The sequence below is a fragment of the Pantoea sp. PNT03 genome (assembly GCF_014852515.1).
Lineage (GTDB): Bacteria > Pseudomonadota > Gammaproteobacteria > Enterobacterales > Enterobacteriaceae > Pantoea > Pantoea leporis.
This window is the reverse complement of the sequence record NZ_JACVBT010000001.1, coordinates 1,414,427-1,437,570: the sequence shown is the minus strand read 5'-3', so window position 1 is coordinate 1,437,570 and position 23,144 is coordinate 1,414,427. Positions and strand designations below refer to the sequence as shown.

General features: G+C 56.1%; 21 protein-coding genes. 10 read left to right on the top strand and 11 right to left on the bottom strand.

The window, feature by feature from the left end; translation table 11 throughout:
* Positions 1 to 9 precede the first annotated feature (9 nt).
* Positions 10 to 969, top strand: coding sequence for an FAD:protein FMN transferase (locus tag IB226_RS06725; RefSeq protein WP_192234221.1), 960 nt, complete (start codon positions 10 to 12; stop codon positions 967 to 969).
* Here the strand turns inward: IB226_RS06725 and dcuR are convergent.
* From dcuR to IB226_RS06705, 4 genes are all read right to left on the bottom strand, one after another.
* Positions 963 to 1,682, bottom strand: coding sequence for a two-component system response regulator DcuR (gene dcuR, locus IB226_RS06720; protein ID WP_008102769.1), 720 nt, complete (start codon positions 1,680 to 1,682; stop codon positions 963 to 965). The genes IB226_RS06725 and dcuR overlap by 7 nt on opposite strands.
* Positions 1,679 to 3,304 (bottom strand): sensor histidine kinase, encoded by a 1,626-nt coding sequence (locus IB226_RS06715; RefSeq protein WP_192234219.1) that lies wholly within the window; start codon positions 3,302 to 3,304, stop codon positions 1,679 to 1,681. Before IB226_RS06715 ends, dcuR begins: the two co-directional genes overlap by 4 nt.
* A gap of 109 nt (positions 3,305 to 3,413) precedes the next feature.
* A complete protein-coding gene (msrA, locus tag IB226_RS06710; RefSeq protein WP_101760767.1) occupies positions 3,414 to 3,950 on the bottom strand; it encodes a peptide-methionine (S)-S-oxide reductase MsrA in 537 nt (178 codons plus the stop codon).
* 63 nt (positions 3,951 to 4,013) lie between these two features.
* Positions 4,014 to 4,568: a flavin reductase family protein gene (locus IB226_RS06705; RefSeq protein WP_192234217.1), complete on the bottom strand. Its 555-nt coding sequence runs from the start codon at positions 4,566 to 4,568 to the stop codon at positions 4,014 to 4,016.
* A gap of 109 nt (positions 4,569 to 4,677) precedes the next feature.
* Here IB226_RS06705 and IB226_RS06700 point away from each other — a divergent pair, with 109 nt between their 5' ends.
* Entirely contained in the window at positions 4,678 to 5,736 is a 1,059-nt protein-coding gene (locus IB226_RS06700; RefSeq protein ID WP_192234529.1) for a nitronate monooxygenase family protein, read from the top strand.
* 45 nt (positions 5,737 to 5,781) lie between these two features.
* The gene (locus IB226_RS06695; protein WP_110865972.1) at positions 5,782 to 6,207 is read left to right on the top strand and encodes a thiol-disulfide oxidoreductase DCC family protein; all 426 of its coding nucleotides are present in this window, start codon (positions 5,782 to 5,784) and stop codon (positions 6,205 to 6,207) included.
* Positions 6,208 to 6,217: 10 nt separating this feature from the next.
* Here the strand turns inward: IB226_RS06695 and IB226_RS06690 are convergent, their stop codons facing one another.
* On the bottom strand, positions 6,218 to 7,144 hold the full coding sequence (locus IB226_RS06690; RefSeq protein WP_192234215.1) for a LysR family transcriptional regulator: 927 nt from the start codon (positions 7,142 to 7,144) through the stop codon (positions 6,218 to 6,220).
* A gap of 95 nt (positions 7,145 to 7,239) precedes the next feature.
* On the opposite strand from IB226_RS06690, the gene IB226_RS06685 reads away from it, so the two are divergent.
* Entirely contained in the window at positions 7,240 to 7,728 is a 489-nt protein-coding gene (locus IB226_RS06685) for a GNAT family N-acetyltransferase (protein WP_192234213.1), read from the top strand.
* Between the two features lie 390 nt (positions 7,729 to 8,118).
* On the opposite strand, the gene IB226_RS06680 is transcribed toward IB226_RS06685, so the two are convergent.
* Genes IB226_RS06680 through IB226_RS06665 form a run of 4 tightly spaced genes read right to left on the bottom strand, consistent with a single transcriptional unit; the run spans position 8,119 to position 12,889 of the window.
* Complete coding sequence (locus IB226_RS06680) at positions 8,119 to 8,940, bottom strand: alpha/beta fold hydrolase (protein WP_101760762.1); 822 nt, start codon at positions 8,938 to 8,940, stop codon at positions 8,119 to 8,121.
* A 36-nt stretch (positions 8,941 to 8,976) separates the two neighbouring features.
* Complete coding sequence (locus IB226_RS06675; protein ID WP_192234211.1) at positions 8,977 to 10,602, bottom strand: MFS transporter; 1,626 nt, start codon at positions 10,600 to 10,602, stop codon at positions 8,977 to 8,979.
* On the bottom strand, positions 10,589 to 11,008 hold the full coding sequence (locus tag IB226_RS06670; RefSeq protein ID WP_192234209.1) for a DoxX family protein: 420 nt from the start codon (positions 11,006 to 11,008) through the stop codon (positions 10,589 to 10,591). The genes IB226_RS06675 and IB226_RS06670 overlap by 14 nt, the downstream gene beginning before the upstream one ends.
* A gap of 3 nt (positions 11,009 to 11,011) precedes the next feature.
* A complete protein-coding gene (locus IB226_RS06665; protein WP_192234208.1) occupies positions 11,012 to 12,889 on the bottom strand; it encodes an amidohydrolase in 1,878 nt (625 codons plus the stop codon).
* A 196-nt stretch (positions 12,890 to 13,085) separates the two neighbouring features.
* Between IB226_RS06665 and IB226_RS06660 the strand changes: the two genes are divergently transcribed.
* Genes IB226_RS06660 through IB226_RS06640 form a run of 5 tightly spaced genes read left to right on the top strand, consistent with a single transcriptional unit; the run spans position 13,086 to position 20,315 of the window.
* On the top strand, positions 13,086 to 13,778 hold the full coding sequence (locus IB226_RS06660; RefSeq protein WP_101760759.1) for a hydrolase: 693 nt from the start codon (positions 13,086 to 13,088) through the stop codon (positions 13,776 to 13,778).
* A 54-nt stretch (positions 13,779 to 13,832) separates the two neighbouring features.
* A complete protein-coding gene (locus IB226_RS06655; protein ID WP_101760758.1) occupies positions 13,833 to 14,075 on the top strand; it encodes a DUF1427 family protein in 243 nt (80 codons plus the stop codon).
* A 2-nt stretch (positions 14,076 to 14,077) separates the two neighbouring features.
* On the top strand, positions 14,078 to 14,329 hold the full coding sequence (locus tag IB226_RS06650) for a XapX domain-containing protein (protein WP_192234206.1): 252 nt from the start codon (positions 14,078 to 14,080) through the stop codon (positions 14,327 to 14,329).
* A 41-nt stretch (positions 14,330 to 14,370) separates the two neighbouring features.
* Positions 14,371 to 14,757 (top strand): response regulator transcription factor, encoded by a 387-nt coding sequence (locus tag IB226_RS06645; protein WP_192234204.1) that lies wholly within the window; start codon positions 14,371 to 14,373, stop codon positions 14,755 to 14,757.
* Positions 14,754 to 20,315, top strand: coding sequence for an ATP-binding sensor histidine kinase (locus IB226_RS06640; protein ID WP_192234202.1), 5,562 nt, complete (start codon positions 14,754 to 14,756; stop codon positions 20,313 to 20,315). Before IB226_RS06645 ends, IB226_RS06640 begins: the two co-directional genes overlap by 4 nt.
* Before the next feature lie 66 nt (positions 20,316 to 20,381).
* On the opposite strand, the gene IB226_RS06635 is transcribed toward IB226_RS06640, so the two are convergent.
* Entirely contained in the window at positions 20,382 to 20,996 is a 615-nt protein-coding gene (locus IB226_RS06635) for a response regulator transcription factor (RefSeq protein ID WP_192234200.1), read from the bottom strand.
* Between the two features lie 190 nt (positions 20,997 to 21,186).
* The gene (locus IB226_RS06630) at positions 21,187 to 21,579 is read right to left on the bottom strand and encodes a YgiW/YdeI family stress tolerance OB fold protein (RefSeq protein WP_101760753.1); all 393 of its coding nucleotides are present in this window, start codon (positions 21,577 to 21,579) and stop codon (positions 21,187 to 21,189) included.
* A gap of 222 nt (positions 21,580 to 21,801) precedes the next feature.
* Between IB226_RS06630 and IB226_RS06625 the strand changes: the two genes are divergently transcribed.
* Positions 21,802 to 22,935 carry a glutathione-independent formaldehyde dehydrogenase gene (locus IB226_RS06625; protein ID WP_101760752.1) on the top strand — a complete coding sequence of 378 codons (1,134 nt, stop codon included), beginning with the start codon at positions 21,802 to 21,804 and terminating at the stop codon, positions 22,933 to 22,935.
* Positions 22,936 to 23,144 lie beyond the last annotated feature (209 nt).

Sequence of the window (23,144 nt, the reverse complement as noted above, 5' to 3'; positions counted from 1 at the left end):
AGGCATGCAATGACCGCTGGTGTCTTTTCTTACTCTGCCGTTCTGATGGGTTCGCCCATTCTGCTCAAATTGTTTGATGACAATCCCACGCTTGCCCGCCACGTATTTCAACTGATTAAACAGCAGGAAAACCTGTTCACCGTTAACCGCGCTGAATCCGAAGTGATGTCGGTCAACCACGCCGCAGGCCACCATCCGGTGATCGTCAGCGAAGCGGTGTTTGCGTTAATTAGCGTGGCACACGCCGTGAGTTTACTGCCGGACAGCGCCTTCAATTTCACCATTGGGCCGATTGTGAAGCGCTGGAAAATTGGTTTTCAGGGACGTGCGGTGCCGCCTGCGCCAGAAATCGCATCCCTGCTAAAGCTGACCGATCCGCATCAGGTCGTGCTCAACCCACATGATCGCTCAGTGTTTTTGCAACAGCCAGGCATGGAGATCGATCTCGGCGCCATCGCCAAAGGCTACATCGCCGATCGCGTGCAGGCGTTTTTACGCCAGCAGGGCGTGCAGCAGGCGCTGATCAATCTGGGCGGCAATGTGCAAACGCTGGGTTCGCCGCCGCACGAGCCGCAGGGTTGGGGCATTGGCCTGAAAAAGCCGTTTGGTCGTGATGATGAGCTGTTAGGCGTGCTGCAGGTGCAGGGCAAATCGGTGGTGACGTCGGGGATTTATGAGCGCTACTTCGAACTGGACGGCCGCTGCTGGCATCATATTTTTGATCCGCAAACCGGCTATCCGCTTGATAACGAACTGCTGAGCGTGACGGTGATTTCCGATCGCTCGATTGATGGCGATATCTACACCACGCTGCTCTTTGGCATGGGCGTGGAGCAAGGGCTGGCTTATCTCGCTGACCAGCCCGACATCGACGCGGTGTTTGTCACGCGCGATCGGCAGATCATCTGCTCCTCGCCGCAGCACTTTCACTTCCAGCAGCTCGATGTCGACTGGCAGCTACGTTACTGACAATATTGCTGCAGCAGCGAATGGTATTCCGGCTGCAGGCGATAGCGGTACACCGGACGGCCGGTCGCGCCATAGTGAATGCTGGTGAACAGAATATTAATCTGCGCCAGCCAAATCAGGTATTTACGACACGACACGCGCGAGATGTTCACTTCAGCTGCCAGTTCGTCAGTCGAAAATTCATGCCCCGGATGCGCATCAATCCACTGACACAGCGTGCGCAGCGTTTGCGGCGTTAAGCCTTTTGGCAGGCGCTTATTGTCGTGCTGCGTCGCCGGGCTGCCGTGAATCAGCAGATCCACATCCGCTTGCTGATAATAATGCTGATTGTCCATCAGCGATTTCTTCTGCCGCCAGCCGGTCAGCGCCTCTTCAAAACGTGGGAACTGGAACGGTTTGATCAGGTAATCCACCACGCCGTAGTGCAGCGAGGTTTTGATATTCTCCGCATCGGCCGCCGACGAAATGATGATCACTTCCACCGCGCTCTGCGCCGTGCGCAGTTCCGGCAACAGATCGAGGCCATTCTCCTGCTGCATATAGATATCCAGCAGCACCAGATCGACCGCAGTATCGCTATTGAACAGGATCTCTTTCGCCTGCTTCAAGGTTGAGGCGGTGCCACAACAGTGAAAGCCCTGAATTTGGCCGATATACGCGCGATTAAGCTCGGCGACCATGGCGTCATCATCGACCACTAACACATTGATCATGCGGATTGGTTTCCTCCATCCCAGGGAAGTTGGACTAAAAATTGGGTAAACACGCCGGGTTCTGACTCCACACTCACGCTGCCACCGATATTTTCGGTTTGCTGCTGCAGCAGAAACAGCCCGACACCGCGGTTTTCACCTTTGGTGGAGAAGCCTTTTTCGAAAATGGTGCTGAGATGATCGGCTTCAATGCCTGGACCATCATCACTCACTTCACAGGTCAGCCAACCGTTTTGGTAGTGCAGCATCACGTGAATCTCGCCTTCTACCTGCTCGCTCATCGCATCCAGCGCGTTCTCAATCAGATTGCCGATCACCGTAATCAGCGCCGCCATCTGCTGCTCATTGCCGCTGTCGGGCAGGAAGCTGGCATCGCTGATGGTCAGGCGATGGCCGCAATCCGACGCGCGGTTGATTTTGCTCAGCAAGAAACCAGCAATCACCGGCGACTTAATCTTATCGAGCAGGAAACCGATCTCCGTCTGGTAATTATTGGCGGTTTTGAGAATGTAGCTCTCCACCTGCGTGTAGTTTTTCATATGCAGCAGGCCGAGGATCACATGCAGCTTGTTCATAAACTCGTGCGAGCGCTCACGCAGCGCATCGACGTAGTTTACCATGCCCGTCAGACGCTGCATCAGTTGACTGATTTCCGTCTTGTCCCTGAAAGTGCAGACCGCGCCGATAATCCGTCCCTGCGTGCGCACCGGTACGGTGTTGCTTAGCAACACGCGGCCATTCACATTCAACTCTTCATCACGCCGCGCCCGCCCACTGTGCAGCACATCCCGCAGATGATCGTCAATCACTGAGGCATCGTAGATGCGGTCGCCGCTGATGGTGCCCATCGAATCGTTCAGCAGCGATCGCGCCGCCTGATTCACCAGCGTCACCTGTGCCTGATCATCCATCGCCACCACGCCTTCTTTTAGCGAGTTGAGAATCGCCTGACGCTGTTCAAACAGGGTAGAAATTTCGTAGGGTTCGAGGCCAAACAGGATGCGCTTCAACACACGCACCAGCACCAGGGTGCCGATGGCGCCCGCAAAGGTGCCAATCAGGATAGTCCACAAGATGCTCCAGCGGCTTTGGTTAATCTGATCGGTAACGGCGCTGAGTGAAATGCCCACTACCACGACACCAATCTGCTTATGCTGCGCATTATATACCGGCGTATAGACGCGCATTGCCCGGCCCAGAACACCTTGATTGACGGAGACGTTTTCATGACCGCGTATCGCGGGCTCAATATCAGTGCCAATAAAGTGCTGGCCGATGAGTTCAGGATTCAGGTGCGAATAGCGGATGGTATCCATATTGGTCACCACCACAAACAGCAGGTTATTGCTCTCCTGCACGGCTTTAGCAATGGGTTGGATGCTGGTGGCATTTGGCGGCAATATCAGCGCGTGCTGAATCTCAGGAAATTTGGCCAGCGTGCGCGCCACCGCCATGGCTTTATCCTCCAACTGCGCGCGCGTCGCTGCGCCAATCTGGAAGAAATAGAACATATGCACGCTGAGCAGCACCAGCACAATCACTGCGCTGAGCATCAGGGTGACCAGCGTATTGAGCTTCATCGGCTGCTTGCGCGCCGCGATTCCTTGCTGTGAAGAAGACATGATCGCTCTCGGAGGAGAAGAGGGCACATATTATGACGGATAAACAGAAGAAGGTCGCGCACCATGTAAGGCCGCCATTCGTGGCGGCCTCGACATTGGCGGTACTGAATTAACTCGATTTAACGCGATTCGCAAAGCTCTTACGCAGCTTTTGCAGTTTCGGTGGGATTACCGCCATGCAGTAGCCGTTGCGCTGACCCGCGCCTTGCCAATAATCCTGATGATAACCTTCTGCCGCATACCACTCTTTCAGCGGCTCGATGGTGGTCACTACCGGATCGCTCAGATTCTCCTGCGCGCGCGCAATCGCGGCAATCGCTTCGGCTTCCTGCTCAGCATTCGCCGGGAAAATCGCAGAGCGATATTGGGTGCCAACATCGTTGCCCTGGCGGTTCAGCGTAGTGGGATCGTGGGTGGCAAAGCTGATATCCAGCAGATCGCCGTACTTCACCTGCTCTGGATCGAAACCGATGCGAATCGCTTCTGCGTGGCCGGTCGCACCGCTGCACACCTGCTCGTAGGTTGGATTCGGGCGTGCGCCGCCGGTATATCCACTCTCGACTGACTCCACGCCAATCACATCTTTAAACACTGCTTCAGTACACCAGAAACAGCCACCTGCGATCACCGCATATTCGGTTGCCATTATATCTACTCCTGTCAGGGCGAAAGAATCAAAGTGGGGGCAAGCCCATATCAATTCAAGCAGTTAAATTAACATTTCAGGCTTAAAGTCGCCGCGCTTGTCGAGCCGCAAATTGCTCATCACGCTGAAGCGTCCTTCGCCGGTGTAGTGCAGCGTCGGCGGAAACTCCGGCGTTTCGGCTACATGCGCTTTAACGATCTCAAAGATAAAGAAGTTGTAGTTATCTACCATGGAATCGTCATACAGCTGGCACTCAAAGCTGGCAAAGCAATCGCCGATTAACGGCGCATTGACCACGCTGGCCGGTTCGGGTGTCAGATTGAAGGCATCAAACTTATCGAGACGATCGCCGTGGCTGTTACCGATCGCCACCACGCTGTCCACCAGATTGGCCGACGGCACGTTAATCACGCACTGGCCGCTCTGGCGAATCAGTTCATGGCTGTAATTGCCGCCGGCAATCATGCAGCCAACCAGCGACGGCGAGAACTCCAGAATGGTGTGCCAGCCGAGCGTGATGATGTCGCGATGATCCTCAAACTGGGAACTCAGCAGCACCACCGGACCCGGCTCCAGATACTTCCGCGCTTTGCTTACCGGAAAGTCGATTTTATGCATCGGGATTCTCCTGTTGTAGGTACAGACACATTAAGTGTAGATGCCAGCCTTTACCGAGCCGAAAAATCGCGGCATGTTATCGGCTACCTCTTACCAACAGGCCAATAATATGAACAACATCCTGTGTCAGACCCTTAACCTTCGCTATCCGATCGTTCAGGCGCCGATGGCGGGCGTCTCGACGCCGGAACTGGCGGCGGCGGTGAGCACCAGCGGGGCGCTGGGTTCGATCAGCGTGGGCGCTTCAACGCCGCAACAGGCGGATAGCATGATCCGCAAAACGCTCGCCCTGACAGCCGCGCCCATCAACGTCAACGTCTTCTGCCACGCGCCGGTGCAGCGCAATCCTCAGCAAGAACAGGCGTGGATCGCACGTTTCAAGCCGGTGTTTGCTCGCTATGAAGCGACACCGCCCGATGCGCTGTCAGAAATTTATCAAACGTTTGTGGATAACCACGCGATGCTGGAGGTCCTGCTGGACACCGCGCCCGCCGCAGTAAGTTTCCACTTTGGCTTGCCGTCCGCCGCTGTTGTGCAGCGCTTGAAACGTCGCGGCATTATCACACTGGCGAGCGCCACCAGCGTTGCTGAAGCAGGTGCCATCGAAGCCGCTGACATCGATTTTATTGTGGCGCAGGGTATTGAGGCGGGCGGGCATCGCGGGATATTCCATCCAGAAAATGACGATCAGCAGCTCAGCACCTTTACGCTGGTGCGGGCGATTCGTCGGGCCTCGCGGCTACCGGTGATTGCCGCCGGCGGCGTGATGGATGGCGCGGGCATGGCTGCCATGCTCAAGCTGGGCGCGGCGGGTGTACAGCTGGGTACCGCGTTTATTCTGTGCCCGGAATCCGCCGCCAATGCGGCATACCGTCAGGCGCTGAAAAGCGCGCAGGCCAACAGCACCGAAATGATTGCCGCCATTTCTGGCCGATCGGCAAGATGTCTCACCAACGATTTTTGCCAGCTGGCGCGCGAGTTCGCGCAGGATGCCATTCCCCCTTATCCACTCACCTACGCGCTGGGCAAAGCGCTCGCTGCCGCCGCCGCCGCTAAAGGCGCGCACGGCTTTGGCGCGCAGTGGGCCGGGCAGGGCGCCGCGCTGGCGCGGGAAATGCCGGCGGCAGAATTAATTAACACGCTGGTGGCGGAGTGGCAGGCGGCGTAACGCAGCTTTTCTGCTGCGACTATCTCTATGGTTGAGGAGACGATGATGACAAACCCAGCTGGGATAAATCCCGGAGAACAGGTCGTTTTATACGACGGCGTATGCAAACTGTGCAACGCGTGGGTGATGTTTCTCCTGCGTCACCGCATTCCACGCCATGTACGTTTTGCGGCGGTTCAGAGTGAGCAGGGGAAAGCGCTATTACGTTTTGTCGGTCTGCCAGATGAAGATATTCGCACCATCGTCCTGATTGATGGGCAAAATCATTGGCTCCGTGCGCAGGCAATTTTCCGCATCATGCACTATATGCCGTGGCCGTGGCGCGTTTTGTCTGTCGTGAGGTTTATGCCTGACGTTATCAGCAATTATTGTTACGACCGCATTGCGCTAAATCGCTATCGGCTTTTTGGTCGCTACAACGAGCATTACCCCATTAAATCCGATTATCACGGACGATTTCTAGACCAGTAAAAATCGTCCGTTAATCCTCGAAACGGTACGCTTGCTGCGTAATGGTTTTAGCCATCATCGATTTAATCCATTCCGTAGGTTCCCGTTTACCGCTGCGTTTGTGTGAATAGATTTTCACGGTGAACTTTGGCGCGGGAAACGGCAACCTGAATGAGGTCACATCGGCGGCCTGTTTAATTTTACTGGCAACGAAAGACGGGATCGCCATCAGCAATTCACTTTCCGCGATAATAAAGGGCGCACTCAGCATTGACGGCGTTCTGATGGCGATGCGGCGTTTAAGGCCAATGCGCGCAAGATGGGAATCCAGCAATCCCTGTTTTTCATTCCACGGCGTAACCACCAGATGCCCGGCGGCAAGATAGTCGTCAAGATTCAGACTGCTGCGTCGCGCATTGGCAATCACCATAAATTCATCACTGAATAAATCGGTCTCTTCGAGATCGGGATGATGCATGCCATCCGGCTCGCTAAAACTCAGCGCCATATCGATTTCACCCGCCAGTAATTCAATCAGCGCCGGATTATGCGGCAAATGGCAGAGTTCAAAACTCAGGTTGGGTGCCGTATCAGTCAGCGCATGCATCAGCCGCGGAAAGACACAAAAAGCGGTGTAATCCGTTACCGCAATTCTAAAACAGTCATCACTGGTCAGCGGATCGAAAGGCTGCAGCGGACTGAGATGCCGATTTAACCCGGATAACGTTTCGGCAATATAGGGCGCCAGCTGGCAGGCATAAACGCTGGGACACATTTTGTGGCCTTCGCGGTAGAACAGCGGATCTTTAAAAAACTCACGTAATCGGGACAGCGCATGGCTTAACGCGGAAGTACTCAAACTGAGCTCAATCGCCGCCAGCCTGACCGAACGATGTCTGAAAACTGCGTCGAAAACGGGGAGGAGATTCAAGTCCAGTCGACGCAGCACATGATGCATGAAATTCACCTATCATTGATTTTATTGCACTTATTTCATCGAACATTACCCATTATGCTGGGCAGCATCAATCTGATTAAATAAGAAAATAATGCATGAAGATGACTATTCGGCCAGCCAATCCTGATGACGCGGACGCCATTTACGACATGATTGCTGAGTTGTCGGTTTATGAACATGGATTACAGCCGTCATCAACTACCGTTGAAGAGATCAGATCGACGCTATTCAATCCCGAAAGCCATAGCGAAGCGTTGATGTGCGAGATTGATGGCATAACCGCCGGGTATGCGGTGATTACCCGCAGCTACTCGGCGTGGCTGGGGCGTCGCGGACTCTATATGGAAGATTTGTACTTCTCGCCCAATTTTCGCGGCCTCGGCGCAGGCAAAGCGCTGCTGCAGTATGTCGCTCAGCACGCGGTCAATCACCAGTGCAACCGTATTGAGTGGAGTGCGTTAGATTGGGATCAGTCGGCCAGAGAGTTCTATCTCAGTATTGATGCGTTGCCGTTAAATGAGTGGGTGCGTTATCGGCTCGACGGGGCGGCATTAGAGAAATTTGCTGCCGCCACGCCGCAATAGTTCTCTGCCACAAAAGGCCCGCCAAAATGGCCTAATGCTCATGTCAGCCAGGCCAACGACGAGTGTGCAGGCCGGTGGCACTTTTGGGCCGGCTGTCCTCGCGCCGCTAACGCGGTTCCTTCACTTCGCTCGTCAGCCTAACGGACCGGCGAAGACGGGACTTCCCTGTCCCGGCTTCGCCTTTCGCCCGCGTCCTGCGGGCTCTCCTGGCTTCCTCGCTTCGTTCAGCGCTGCGAATTGCCGGCCCAAAATTGCCCCCGGCCCGCTTCGACGCTTCAGTGCGTGACGCAGCAGATGTGTCAGAGCCCGCACGATTAATGCAGCCTTAAAGCCAAATTCTTTCATAACTGACAAGTATTAGGCCAAACCGGCCGATTAATGTTATTCCCGTTAAAGCGATTGCAGGAACGTCAGCAGATCGGCGTTGAGCTGATCGGTATGCGTCACCGCAAAGCCGTGCGGTGCGTTGTCATACACTTTCAGCTGCGCGCCGGCGATCATTTCGGCGGCGACTTTCCCGGTGGTTTCGAACGGCACGACCTGGTCGTTGCTGCCGTGAATCACCAGCGTCGGCACGTCGATTTTTGCCATATCAGGACGGAAGTCGGTTTCCGAGAACGCGGTAACACAATCAATCGTCCCTTTCAGTGACGCCAGCAGCGCAATATTCAACGTCTGCGTCAGCGCGCCTTCTGAAACCGTTTGACCGGCGTTGGTGCCGTAAAACGGTGTCGCAAAATCACTGATGAACTGCGCGCGATCTTTACGTAAGCCCTGACGAATGCCTTCAAACACCGACAAATCGACGCCTGCTGGATAATCATCGGCCTTGCCGAAGATCGGTGTCACCGCGCCCAACAGCACTAAGCTATCCACGCGCGCTGTGCCGTAATTGTTGATGTAGCGCGCCACATCGCCGCCACCCATTGAGAAGCCCACCAGCGTCACGTTTTGCAGATCCAGATGGCTAATCAGGTCGTTAATATCCGATGCAAAAGTATCGTAGTTGTAGCCTTCCCACGGTTGATCGGAACGGCCAAAGCCGCGGCGATCAAAAGCGATAACGCGGTAGCCTTTCTCCGCCAAAAAATTCAACTGGCTGTCCCACATATCCCCGTCGAGCGGCCAGCCGTGACTGAATAGCACCGGCTTGCCGGTACCCCAATCTTTGAAATAGATCTGCGTACCATCCTGCGTCTTAAATGTGCTCATGTTTCGGCCTTATTAATGTCGATGAATGAAAGCGCCTTATTCAGGCGCCACGAGATAACGAACTTCCGGAGCTGCAGTGCCTTGATGAAATCCCAACACGCGGTTCTGAATCTTTTGATCGTTCATGGTGTAGCGCTCGCGCTGACGCAGATGCTCCATCCATGAGCCAACCACAAAGGTCTCGACAAACATGTCGGGTTGCAGCATGTCCTCATACAGAGACCAGTTCAGCGCGCCGCCACGCCGTCTGACGCGACGCATATCCTGCATGCACACCGCAAAGGCATGCGCATCACTGCGGTTGATCTGATAATGATAGCTGACCATCACCGGCCCGCGATCGTGACGAATCTCCAGCTCGGGCAAGGGATCGCTGACCGTGCTGAGGTCGAGGTTCAGATCCGGATCCTGATCCAGCCGCCAGCGCAGCACCGTCAGGCTCGCCAGCAGCATGCCGACAGTGGCGACAGTCAGTGACAATGGAATGCTGAATGTCGATGCCAGCTGTCCCCAAATGGCGCTGCCTAACGTCATCGAGCCAAAAAACACCGTCAGATAGACCGCCAGCGCCCGGGCTTTCACCCATTTGGCGGCACTGCGCTGCGCGCCAAGATTGAGGGTGGAAAGCACGGCAATCCACGCAAAGCCGGTAAAGAACTCGAACGCATTCAGCAACCAGAGGTGACGAATAAACGCCAGCGCCAGCAGAGTGATGGCAAACATCAGGCTCGCCAGCACCATCAGCTGATCGGGATTAAAGCGTTTGCGCATACGCGGCAACAGCAGCGCGCCGCAAATCGCGCCGATGCCGATGCAACCCAGCATAATGCCGTAGCCGCCGGGCCCGAGGCCCAGTTCGCGTCGAGCCACCAGCGGTAACAGCGCCCAACCGGCACTGCCAAACACAAAGAAAGCGATGGTGCGCACCAGCACATTGCGCAGTACCGGCGCAGCATGCACATAGCGCACGCCGGCACGCACCGCCGGGAAGAAGTGCTCCGGCGGCAAACGCTGCACGCTGGGCTGTGCTTGCCACACATACAGCACCAGAAACACGCCGAGTACCGAAAGCGCATTCAGCAGAAACACCATCCACGGACCGGCAAACGACAGAATCAGGCCGCCGAGCGCCGGGCCGATAGCGCGACTGATGTTAATGCCGAGCGAGTTAAGCGCAATCGCCGGGCCGAGCTCCTCCTTACTGACCAAATCCGGCACGATGGCCTGGAAGGGCGGAGAACTCATGGCCGCGCCGGTACTCAGCAGGAACGCCGCAATCAGCAGCACCATCGGTGTGACCAGGTCTGCCCAGGAAAGGAATGTCAGGCTCGCGGCGGCAATAAACACCCAGATTTGCGAGAACAGCAGGTATTTACGCCGGTCAACGATATCCGCCATCACGCCAGACGGCAGTGCAAACAGAAACATCGGTAAGCTGCTGGCGGCCTGCACCAGCGCCACCGAGAGCGGATCGGCGCTCAGTGTCAGCATGGTCCAGTTAACGCCTACGTCGTTCATCCATGAACCGACATTGGATACCACGGTAGCGATCCACAGCATGCGGAACACGCGCTGGCGCAGCGGCTGCCATGGTGAAACCGACTGCGAAACGGGCGGCAGATCCGCCTCGGGGATGTCATGAATGTCATTAACCTGCGCCATGAACAACCTCCGAAACGCCGCCAAACACGCGCCAGCGACCGGGGCCGGTCAGCGCCAGCGTGGTGAAAATGATCAGCAGCAGCCAGCCAAACTGTCCTTCTGCTATGCTCCAGTTGGGATGGACGAACAGCATCGCCACCAGCAGCACGCCGATAACCGGCAGGCAGGCGAGGCGGGTAAACACGCCGAGCAGGATAAACAGCGGGCAGACCACTTCAGCAACGATCGCCGCCAGCAGGCTGAAGTAGGCACCCAGGCCAAAGGGATCCTCGATACGCGTCAGTTCTTCACTGAAATGGAACACCTTCGGCAAGCCGTGCACGTGCAACAACAGCAGGCAGCCGGTAAGGCGCAGGAAGAACAGCCCCGCATCAATGCGAGGCGGCTGTGAGAGTGAATGTTTCATGGTTTAGAAGGCGAAGCAGCTGCAGCCGAGCGCGCCCCAGAAGGCGTTCTCTTCCGAAACCGGCAGGTTGGCGCCGCGCGCAATCTCGTGAGAATGCGTATGCACGCCGCACGGGCCGCTGCAGTGATGCGCTTGCTGCATCATGCCCACGCGTGTGGTGGCGGTCGGTGGCGCACTGCGATAGTGGCCGGGAACCTTGACCACCGGCGACCACTCCGGCAGCACCGGAATGAGGGGCGGCGCTTCAGAGCTGAAAGCGCCGGCGGCATAAACGATATTTCCGTCCACCACCGTCAGCACCGACTCAATGCCTTTGATCTCCTCTTCAGGCACGCTGAAGTAGTCTTTGCTCAGCACCACCATATCGGCCAGCTGACCGCTTTTAATCTGGCCTTTTTTACCTTGCTCGCTGGAGAACCAGGCGCTGCCCTGCGTCCACAACATCAGCGCCGTATCACGATCGAGGCGCGCGTTGACGTCGTACATCTGCATGCCGCCCACAGTGCGTCCCGATACCAGCCAGTAAAGCGCGGTCCACGGGTTATAACTGGCCACGCGCGTCGCATCGGTTCCTAAACCCACCGGCACGCCGGTCTCCAGCATGCGCGCCACCGGCGGTGTATGGCGAGTGGCCTCAATGCCGTAACGCTCGGCAAAGTACTCGCCCTGGAACGCCATGCGATGCTGTACGGCAATGCCGCCGCCCAGCTCTTTGATGCGGTCAAGGTTACGCTGCGTCACGGTTTCGGCGTGATCGAAGAACCAGTGCAGGCCGTTGAACGGAATGTCGCGGTTCACTTTTTCAAACACATCCAGCATGCGGCTGATCGATTCATCGTAAGTGGCGTGCAGGCGGAACGGCCAGCGATGCTCCACCAGATGACGCACCACACGCTCCAGCTCATCTTCCATGCCGGGCGCCAGATCCGGACGCGGTTCGAGGAAATCTTCAAAATCGGCGGCGGAAAACACCAGCATTTCACCGGCACCGTTGTGACGGAAATAGTCGCTGCCCTGGCCCGGCGTCAGCATGTCGGTCCACTTCTCGAAATCTTCCAGCTCGTGGCCCGGACGTTGGGTAAACAGGTTGTAGGCGATTCGCAGCGTCATCTGCTTTTTCTCATGCAGCTCGGCAATGACTTCGTAATCTTCGGGATAGTTCTGGAAACCGCCGCCTGCATCAATCGCGCTGGTCAGGCCCAGACGGTTCAACTCGCGCATAAACTGGCGGGTGGAATTGACCTGCTGCTCCAGCGGCAGTTTTGGCCCTTTCGCCAGCGTGGCGTAAAGGATCATGGCGTTCGGGCGCGCAATCAGCATGCCGGTCGGGTTGCCATTGCTGTCACGCTGGATCTCGCCGCCCGGCGGATTGGGCGTGTCTTTGGTGTAGCCGACGACCTTCAACGCGGCGCGGTTGAGCAGGGCGCGATCGTACAGATGCAGGATAAACACCGGCGTATCGGGCGCGGCTTCGTTGATCTCATCCAGCGTCGGCATGCGACGCTCGGCAAACTGAAACTCGGTCCAGCCGCCTACCACGCGCACCCACTGGGGTGACGGCGTGCGCAGCGCCTGTTCTCTCAGCATCCGCAACGCATCGGCGATCGAGGGCACGCCTTCCCAGCGCAGTTCGAGGTTGTAATTCAGGCCCCCGCGGATCAGGTGCAGGTGAGAATCATTCATGCCGGGAATGGCGGTATGGCCTTTGAGGTCAATCACTTTGGTGCCTTCGCAGTGATGCTGCATCACGTCGGCCAGGCTACCCACTTCGAGAAATTTGCCATCGCGCATCGCCACGGCCTCGGCAATTGGGTTGCCGCGATCGACAGTATGAAATCGCCCATTGGTCAAAATGATGTCTGCTTTGCCTAACGTAACCATAAAAGCTCCTGAATAAGAGGTCCTGCCAATTTCGCAGGTGAAATACTGGGTGGGATTATGTTCAGGCGGTGCGGAAAGCGTCTAGTTATACAAAAGGATAGGTATACCTTCGTATAGTTATACCTATAGATAATGGTTCGTGTGCCCAAAGGTTCTTACACTGCGCCCAGACATTCACCTCAATGGGCATACAAAAATGACAACCAGTAAATTAGAAGTACTGACGCCGCACAACTGCCAGATCATCTTCATTGACCAGCAGCCGCAAATGGCATTTGGCGTGCAGTCCATCGACCGTCAGGTATTGAAAAATAACGTGGTCGCGTTGGCAAAAGCGGCGAAGGTGTTCAACATTCCTACCGTACTGACCACGGTGGAGACCGAGAGCTTCTCAGGTAACACCTTCCCGGAGCTGCTGGATGTGTTCCCCGGCCAGGACATTCTTGAGCGTACCTCGATGAACTCGTGGGATGACCAGAAAGTGCGTGATGCGCTGGCGGCCAACGGTAAGAAGAAAATTGTGGTTTCCGGTCTGTGGACCGAAGTGTGTAACAACACCTTCGCGCTGTGCGCCATGCTGGAAGGCGACTATGAGATCTACATGGTGGCTGACGCCTCCGGCGGCACCACCAAAGAAGCGCACGACTATGCCATGCAGCGCATGATTCAGGCGGGCGTGATCCCGGTGACCTGGCAGCAGGTGATGCTGGAGTGGCAGCGCGACTGGGCGCACAAAGAGACCTACAACGCGGTGATGGATATCGCGAAAGAGCACTCCGGTGCTTACGGCATCGGCGTTGATTACGCTTACACCATGGTGCACAAAGCGCCATCGCGTCAGAAGAGCGAGCATCGCACGCTGGCACCGGTTGCTGCGCCCGTTCGCTAAATCGTCACCCAGGCGAGCGCTTACGGGCTCGCCTTTCTTTTTCAAGGAGGACCGGTGAGTCCTTTACTGATTTCTCTGGCGGCGGGTGTGTTTATCGGCCTGATTTACGCCTTGCTCAATGTGCGATCGCCGGCGCCGCCCGCCGTGGCGCTGGTGGGCTTGCTGGGCATGATTGTGGGCAGTTCGCTGGGTGGAAAATTGACGCATCCCGTAGCGCCCGTCGATAAAACCTCACGCGCGATGGCCGCTGACAGGCCGCTACCTCCCGCCACGCTCACCGCAAAACAGGCGGGTTGAACATGCTGAAAACCTATGCGATATCGCTCTCGGTCGGTATTTTAGTCGGCATCATTTATGCCGTTATCGACGTCAATTCCCCAGCGCCGCCCGTGATTGCGCTGCTTGGTCTGTTTGGTATGCTGGTCGGCGAACAGATTATCCCGCTGTGTAAGCGCCTGATAAACCGTCAACCGGTCACGCTGGCCTGGTTTCGTCAAGAGTGTGTGCCTAAAATCAGCGGCACGCCGCCATCGAGTGACAAAAACTCCTGAGGACGCGCCGCAGGCAGTGAATAATAATGAAGGAACACAGCATGCAGCTGTCGCAGCGCATTGTCGTTGTTGATGATGAACGATCGGTTCGCAGTGGTTTGAGCAATCTGCTTCAGTCGGAAGGTTACGCAACGCAGGCATTTGAGTCGGCTGAAGCGCTATTAGCGGACGAGACGGCGCTAAATGACGCTGCGCTGTTTATTATTGATGTTGAGCTCAAAGGCATGTCGGGCTTTGAGTTGTTCCGTGCGCTGGTACAGCGTCGCGCGAACCCACCCGGAATTATCATCTCCGGCAATGGCGATGAGAATATGCTCTGGTATGCCATCCATCTAGGCGCGATCACCTTTATGCGAAAGCCCATTGATATCGACCTGCTGTTTGAACATATCCGTCTGGCGTTTTCCTCCCAGGCAGCGCGCCAATGAGCACGCTTTTCCTGTCGTTAAATATCGCGGATGACGCGGCGCTGGTGCTGGCGGATGACATCGTTTTCACCCCGCTGGCGCAGGAAGGGCAGGTTGAGTGGATCGAATGCCGTCACCCGATCTCCGATGAACGCTTCGTGCTGGCCACGGCTGCGGCCGAAGAGGCGGAGTTTCCGGTAACGCAACTGCTGAAAAATGAGTATGCGCTGCGCGCCTTATTAGCAGAAAGCTGGGCGCTAAAACCGCTGCGTCACACCTTATATCAGGGGCGCTACGCCCTGATTTATCCCGCGTTTCGCTACCAAACCCTGGCGGATTATCTGCGCCTGCCAGCGGGTAAAATTCAGAAGTTCATCAGCTGCGCCGTGCTGCTGTGTAATGCGCTCAGCAAGCTGCATCAGCAAGGTTTGGTGCACGGCGACATCAAACCGGCCAATTTCTTCTTTACCGATCAAGGCGACGTGGTGCTGGGCGGCTTTGGCCTGGCGTTTATCGAAGCGGACTCACAGCAGCCGCTGCGCGCCTCTGTGACCGGCGGCACGCTGGCCTACATGTCGCCCGAGCATACCTCGCGCACCGCGCACGCGGTCAGCCGGGTCAGCGATCTCTACAGTCTGGGCATCGTGCTTTACGAATTACTCACCGGCAAGCTTCCCTATGGCAGCGCGGAAGGGGGCGCGGCTGAATGGGTGCACCATCACATTGCCTCCGAAGCGCTGCCGCCGCACCGGCTGCGCAAAGATGTGCCGCTGGTACTCTCATCCCTCATTTTACGCCTGCTAACCAAATCGCCGGAGCAGCGTTATCAAACCGTCGAAGGGGTGCTGGCCGATCTGCGCCGCTGTGAATCCAACCTGATGCCTGACGGCGTAGTTGAATCCTTCGCGCTGGGCTTACAGGATGTGCCAACCACAACGTTGTTATCCGATGTGCTGTACAGCGACCATGCTCAGGCCAGCGAGCTGCTGGCGGCGTTTGATGAGGTGTGCAGCAGCGGGAAACACTGCATGGTGGCGATTGGCGGCGCGCCCGGTGCCGGAAAATCGGCGCTGATGGCCTCGGCGCTTAAAATCCTGCGGGAAAAAAACGCGCTGCTGACGGTGACCAAAGCCGACCAGCACTCGCCCATTTTGCCCTACGTGGTATTTACCTCGGCGTTTCGATCGCTGACGCTGCATCTGCTCGGGTTGCCCGCCGAAGAGCTGGCGCGCTGGAAAACACACATTGCGCGCCAACTGGGGAATTATGTTGGGCTGGCCGTTAATCTGGTGCCCGAACTGGGCATCTTGCTCAACCACAAAGCCAGCGTGCAGGCGGATGCACGCTCGTTAGATGCACGCAATCGCCTGAATCTGGTGGCCTGCAGCCTGGTGAAAGCCTTTACGGTGCCGGGGCGGCCGCTGATCCTGCTGATTGATGACGTGCACTGGGCCGATCAGGCGACCTTGCAGCTGCTACAGAATTTGCTGCGCTCCAGCGACGATATTCCCTTATTGCTGGTGATTTCTCATCGCGATCGCGCCTCGTTGCCCTGTCCGACGGTGGTCGCCAGCCTGGAGCGCATTCGTGCGGCGGCCACGCGCATTGTGGATATCACGCCCGAGCCGCTGTCGGTGAAAAATATCGCCAGCTGGCTGGCCGGCATTTTTCACACGCGCAGCGCGGAGACCACCGAGCTGGCGCAGATCATCCATGAAAAAACCGCCGGGAATCCGCTCGCCACGCGTGAGTTTTACCGCCAGGCGGTGCGCGATCACCACATCACACACGCTGCATCCCATAAATGGACCTACAATCCGCACGCGTTGAGAAACTGCCATTACACCGCGAACGTTGCCGCCAGCGTGCTGCAACAGCTGCAGTTGCTCGCGCTGCCGCTGCGCCAACTGCTGGGCCGATTGGCCTGCATCGGCAGTAGCGGCGATCTGCCGGTGTTGGCCGGCATCCTCGATACGGCGCTTAGCGCCCTTCGCGCCACGCTGCGCCCTGCGGCTGAGGCCCGGCTGATCTCGCTGACCGATGACAGCTACACCTTTATGCATGACAGCATGCATGAGGCCGCGCTGAAGTTGCTTTCGTCGGCGGCAAAAGATGATTTTCACTTTGCCGCTGCGCGCTATTACATGCAGGCCGCGCGCCAGGATAATGCGCATGCGCTGCTGTTCAGTGCCGCGCATCACACCATCACGCTGCAAAACCGCGCACTTTTAGCGCCTGATGCCGCTGCGTTTAGTCTGCTGTTATTAAACGCCACCCGACGCGCGAAAATTATGGGCGATTACGCTTCCGCGCTGCGTTTCTTACACGCTGCCCGAGCGCTCAACGCAGCGTCAGGCGCGGAGGAGAGCGGCCCGTTTTTGTTTGAGCAAGCGGAGTGTGAGTTTTTAAACGGCAACTTATCGGGCGCGCTGGCGTTGAGCTCTGAGATTCTCGCCACGCCCGGTGCGGTCACCGATAAAGCCGAAGCGGCGTCGCTAATTGCTGAAATTCATATGCGTCAGTCCGACAGCCAGCTGGCGCTGGAAACCGCGCTGGCCTGGCTGGCGGTGTTTGACATTCATCTGCAGCGCTATCCGGATAAAGCCGAGTGCGATGTCGCCAGGCAACGGTTGAAAAAAGAGGTTGGCAAAAATCCCTACACGCGCTTCCGTTCCCTGCCGCGAGTGACCTGCCATAAAACCGAAGCGGTGATGAATTTGATGGCCAGCGCCAGCACCTTCGCCGCATTTATCAGCCCACGGCTGCAGTTCATCATCCTGTGCAAACTTCTGCATCTGACGATGGAGAAGGGCATCAGCGGTGCCTCCACGCTGGCGCTTGCCTGGTACGGCGTGGTGTGTGGTGATCAGTTCAACGAATACAGCCGAGGATTTGCCAGCGCGCTGCTGGCCCGCGAGCTGGTGTATAAGCACGACTTCGTTAGCTACAAAGCGCGCACGCTGATGCCGCTGGACCAGGTGAGCGTCTGGACCATGCCGCTCAGTTACGCCATTGAGTGCGCTAAAGCGACTTTTGATGTGGCGGTTGATATTGGCGATCGCACGTCGGCGTGTCTGGCGCTGCGTCATCTCACCATGAATTGCCTGGCGCGCGGTGACCATCTTGATGGCGTGCATACTTCGATCATGCGCGGCATGGTCTATGTGCGCAAAGCGCAGTATCGCGATGTGGAAGTGATACTCGGCATGCAGCTGGATTACGTGATGTTCCTGCGTAAGCCAGCCGGTGAGACCTTGTCCGGCGATGATTTCCATACGCCCGCGCTAAATGTGGTGCAACCCGAATACGCCATTGAACCGCTGTTTTTGATGCAGTTCTGGACGCGGCTGTATAAAGGCATGGCGCACTTCTTTGCCGGTGAGTATGCCGCCGCCCAGCGCCAGTTCAGCGACGCCGCACCGCTCACAGACGTGATTCCCGGCCATGTGCATATGCTGGATTTCCATCTCTACAGTGCGCTTTCACTCAGCATACCGCTGCAACCGAATGAGCTTGATGCCACGCAGCGGCAGCAACTGCAGCGCCATCTTGAAAGAATCATCACCTGGGCAACGGAGAACCCCGGCACCTTCGCCGACAAAGAGGCGCTGCTGCGCGCCGAACTGCTCAGGCTGGAGGATAACAGCGGCGCGGCGCTGGAGCAGTTTGAAAAAGCCATTGAGCTGTCGCGCAAAGGGCAGTTTCATCCGATCAACGCTCTGGCATGCGAACTGGCTGCGCGCTGCGCCAGTGCGCGCGGCATGGCGTTCGCCGCCGAGGGCTACATCAAAGGCGCGCTTGCCGCCTGGGATCGCTGGGGCGCGGGCGCCAAGGTGCGTCAGCTTGAAATACACTATCCGCATCTGGTGGCGCACCCGCCGCAGAGCGCGTTAAACACCGTGACCTTTGAGCAGAGCGCGGTGATCAGCGACCTGCAAAGCCTGGTCACGGCGATGCGCGCATTGACCGAAGAGATCAATCTTGATCGGCTGATCCATATTTTGATGATGATGTTGGTGGAGCGCGCCGGTGCGCAGCACTGTATTTTGATCCGCCTCATCGACGGCAATGTGCCGGAAATTCAGGCGCGCGCCTCCTCCACGGTGGAAGGCGTCAGAGTCAAAATCGTTAATGAACTGCCGGTGGCGACCGATCTGCCGCTGTCGATTCTCTCGGCGGTGATCCGCACCGGACAGGAAATCCGTACCGGTCGGCCGGAAGTGTTTAGCCCGTTTAGTCAGGATAACTATCTGGTTGCCTCTGGCGCGGCAGTGATGTGTGTGCCGATGTTTCGCCAGGCGCAAATGGTGGGCGTGCTCTATCTGGAAAACCGGCTGATGCCGGATGTTTTCACCGCGGAGCACTCGCGCATTGTCTCGATGTTAGGTGCGCAGGCTGCGGTTTCTCTGGAAACGGCGCGGCTGTATGCCGAGCTGGTGGAGGAGAACATCCAGCGGCGGAAAATTGAAAAACAGCTGCGTGCCAGCCAGACATCCCTGATGCTGGGTGAAAAAATCAGTAATACCGGTACCTGGCACTGGCATCTTGAGCCGGATATCCAGCTGATATCGGACGAATATAAACGCATCATGGGGCTGCCCGCCGGGCAGGTGAGCACCTCGATGGCCGAGTTTCAGCGGCGGGTGCATCCAGACGATCTTCAGTGCCTGAAAGCGCTGATTGAATCCAGCGTGGCGCATGGCGTGAGCATGCAGGCTGAATTTCGTATCATCCGTGATGACGGCGAATGCCGTTATATCAAAGGCATAGGTGAGCCGGTGGAGAACTGGCCGGATGTCGCCGAATATTTCGGCACGCTGACGGATATCACCGCGCAGCGTCAGTCCGAAGATGCCGCCAGAATTGCCCAGGCCGAGCTGGCTCGCGTGGCGCGCGCCACCACGGTAGGACAGCTGACCTCATCGATCGCCCATGAAATCAATCAGCCGCTGATGTCGATTGTGGCCAATGCTGGCGCCAGCCTGCGCTGGTTGAAACGCGATCCGGCTCAGCTGGAGAAAGCCAGTGAAAGCATTGAGGAGATCATTAACGAAGGGCGGCGCGCTGGCGAAATTATTCGCGGCCTGCAGTCACTGACGCGCAATAATGTCGCGGAGTATGCATCGGCCAGGCTACATCTGCTGGCGCGCGATATTCTAACCTTGTCGCGTCTGGAACTTGAGCGCCGCTCGGTGGCACTCGAACTGGATATTCAAGCGCCATGGGATGAGGTGTTTTGCGAGCGCGTACAGATTCAGCAGGTGCTGCTGAATCTGGTGATTAATGCCATTGAGGCGATGGCGGATAATGGCGGAGCGCGTATTCTGCGGCTCTCATCCTCCAATCCTGACGCGAATCATATTCGTATAGCGGTGGCCGATAACGGCAGCGGATTATCGGCAGAGGTTATCGGCAAGATATTCGACTCTTTCTACACCACCAAAGCGGAAGGAATGGGAATGGGCCTGACCATCAGTAATGAAATCATCAAACGTCATGGTGGTGTGCTGAGTGCGGAAAACCGCCCGCAGGGCGGCAGCATATTTAGCTTTACCCTACCATTAAATCTGGGGAAATAGTTTATCTGATCCTCCCGCGCTATTTCGCGGCAGGAAAATCGGACCGTTATCACTATAACGCGCGCGTTATTCATCTTGCAGTAAATGAAGTTTCTCAGCGGCTCTGACTAATTCTGATACTGAACGCACCGCCATTTTTTCCATTACGCGGCGTTTATGCACTTTTGCCGTAATTTCACTGATGCCCATTTCGGCGGCAATCTGCTTATTTAATAAACCGCGAATGACAAGCAGCATCAATTCCATTTCCCGTGGCGTTAAAGAGTGATAACGCCCGGTGAGTACAACTCTTTCCTGTGCAAGTGCTGCGCTTTTTTCGGCCAGCGCCATGGCAGCGGATACCACTTGTATCAGGTCATCCGGCATCACGGGCTTGGTGAGAAACTCAAAGGCGCCAGCCTTCATCGCGCGAACCGTCAGAGGAATGGTGCCAAAGCCGGTGAGGAAAATGGTGGGAATGGTGTATCCGCGTGCGGTGATATCCTGCGAGACATCAAAGCCGTCGAGGCCCGGCATATTCATATCGACAATTAAACAGCTCGGGGTGCGGTAATGCGGCTGATGTAAAAATTCAGCGGGGGAGGTAAAGGTCGAAATCAGGTAGCCTTCTGAGCTCAGAAGATTTTGCAGCGCGTTGATGACAGCGGGGTCATCGTCAACAATATAAATCGTTCTATCCATAAAAACTCATTCAGACTCTTACGAGTTCTATTCACTACATGCGCGCTAATATACCCGCAAAATAGTGCTGTAGGAATGGCGAAAAACGTATATGTGAATGTGATTATCTGCTGCGCTGTCAGGCCTAAAAAGGGTGAGGATGTAAAGCCATGCACTCACCCGCTATTCTTAAGGTAATAAATGCGTAACCTTAAGGTTCTTCAATTCGCGATACCCTCAAGGTGGTTTGTTCGCCACGCCCATACACTTTTCCACTGACGCGAACTTTATCACTGGCTGAATAGGTTTTCTCTTTGAAGGCCGGCTTCTCAGCATTAATGATAATCGTGCCGGTATCATCGCGGAATTTGTAGCTATCACCTTTCAGCTTTTCAATAATATGGCCTTCGAGCGTGACATAGCCGCCCTGACGGAAATCACGAATACGTGAAATCGGGGTTTGTGCGGTGTCTTCCGATCCTTTATAACCGGCATCCTGATTCTTCTGCGGCGGTGCTGTTTCACCTGATTGGTATCCGCCTTCCGCTGCGCTCACGCCAACGCTGAACATCATGATTACTGAAGCTAAAACAACCTGTTTCATACGCTCTCCATAGATTTTCCTGCTGACACGGTGTTAAGTCTGGCACAAATATGCGCGACTGCACGACAAACGCAGCGGTAATTGAAAAAAGCACAACTGACTTATTTATGCCAGGGTATGTAGACGCGGTTTTTATTTCTTTGGCTAAGCGCGACGTTAAATTAGCGCCGTGCTTATCTGCTCATTCGAATTAAGAGTGCTAGCCACTCAGGAAAATAAATCATGAAAGCTATCGTCTATAACGGGCCTTTTGATGTCTCGGTTAAAAATGTTCCTGATGCAAAAATTGTGCGTCCTACCGATGCGCTTATTCGTATTACCACCACCAATATTTGCGGTTCCGATTTACATATGTACGAGGGGCGCACCAGCTTTGAACAGGGACGCATCTTTGGTCATGAAAACCTTGGCGAAGTGGTGGAAGTGGGGAGTGGCGTCGAGCGACTTAAGGTTGGCGATTACGTTTGTATGCCGTTCAACGTCGGCTGTGGTTTCTGTGAAAATTGTGAGAGAGGGTTAACCGGTTTCTGTCTGACAGCCAATCCCGGCACCGCAGGTGCGGCCTACGGTTTTGCTGAAATGGGTGAGTGGGAAGGTGGCCAGGCCGAGCTGCTGCGCGTGCCGTTTGCCGATTTTAACTGTTTGCTGCTGCCACCGGATGCGGTGGAGAAAGAGGAAGATTATGTGATGCTGTCAGACATTTTCCCCACCGGCTGGCATGCAACCGAGTTGGCAGGCCTGCGACCGGGCGATAGCGTCGCCATCTACGGTGCGGGCCCGGTAGGCTTGATGGCCGCGCATTCGGCGATCATCAAAGGCGCGTCGCAGGTGTTTGTGGTGGATACGCACCCCGATCGCCTGGCGCTGGCGGAGCAGATGGGCGCAACGGGCATCAATGCCGTGGGCGACGCAGCGGTGCAGCAAATCCTTGATCTGACGGATGGACGCGGCACGGATTGCGGTTGTGAATGCGTGGGTTATCAATGTTGTAATCAGCATGGACACGAAGATAACAGCGCCACCATGAACAGCCTGGTCGCCTCCACCAAAGCCACCGGCGGCATTGGCGTGGTGGGCGTGTTTATCCCGCAGGATCCCGGCGCGGCCAGCGAGTTAGCCAAAGTGGGTAAAATGCCGTTCGATTTCGGCAGCTTCTGGTTTAAAGGGCAGTCGATCCGTACCGGCCAGGCCAACGTCAAAGCCTATAACCGCCAGCTAGCGCGATTGATTGCCACCGACAAAGCGCATCCGGCGAGCATTATTTCTCATCGACTGTCGCTGGCCGAAGGCCCCGAAGCGTACCGCCATTTCGACGATCGTGATGCGGGCTGGACCAAGGTGATTTTGAAACCTTAACGCATTCATAGCGCCTGTTATGCCGCATGATATTTTTGGTCGCCATTAATGGCGACCCTGTGGAGGGTGCGAAAATAATTGAAATAAAGCGCAACGGTATTTATCAGGATTAATCTTATTAATAAAACGTTAAAGCTACCATTCGGTTAAAATACCCTCGCTTTACATTCTCCTCATTAATCTCTTTAAACATCATTTCTAAATCAGGC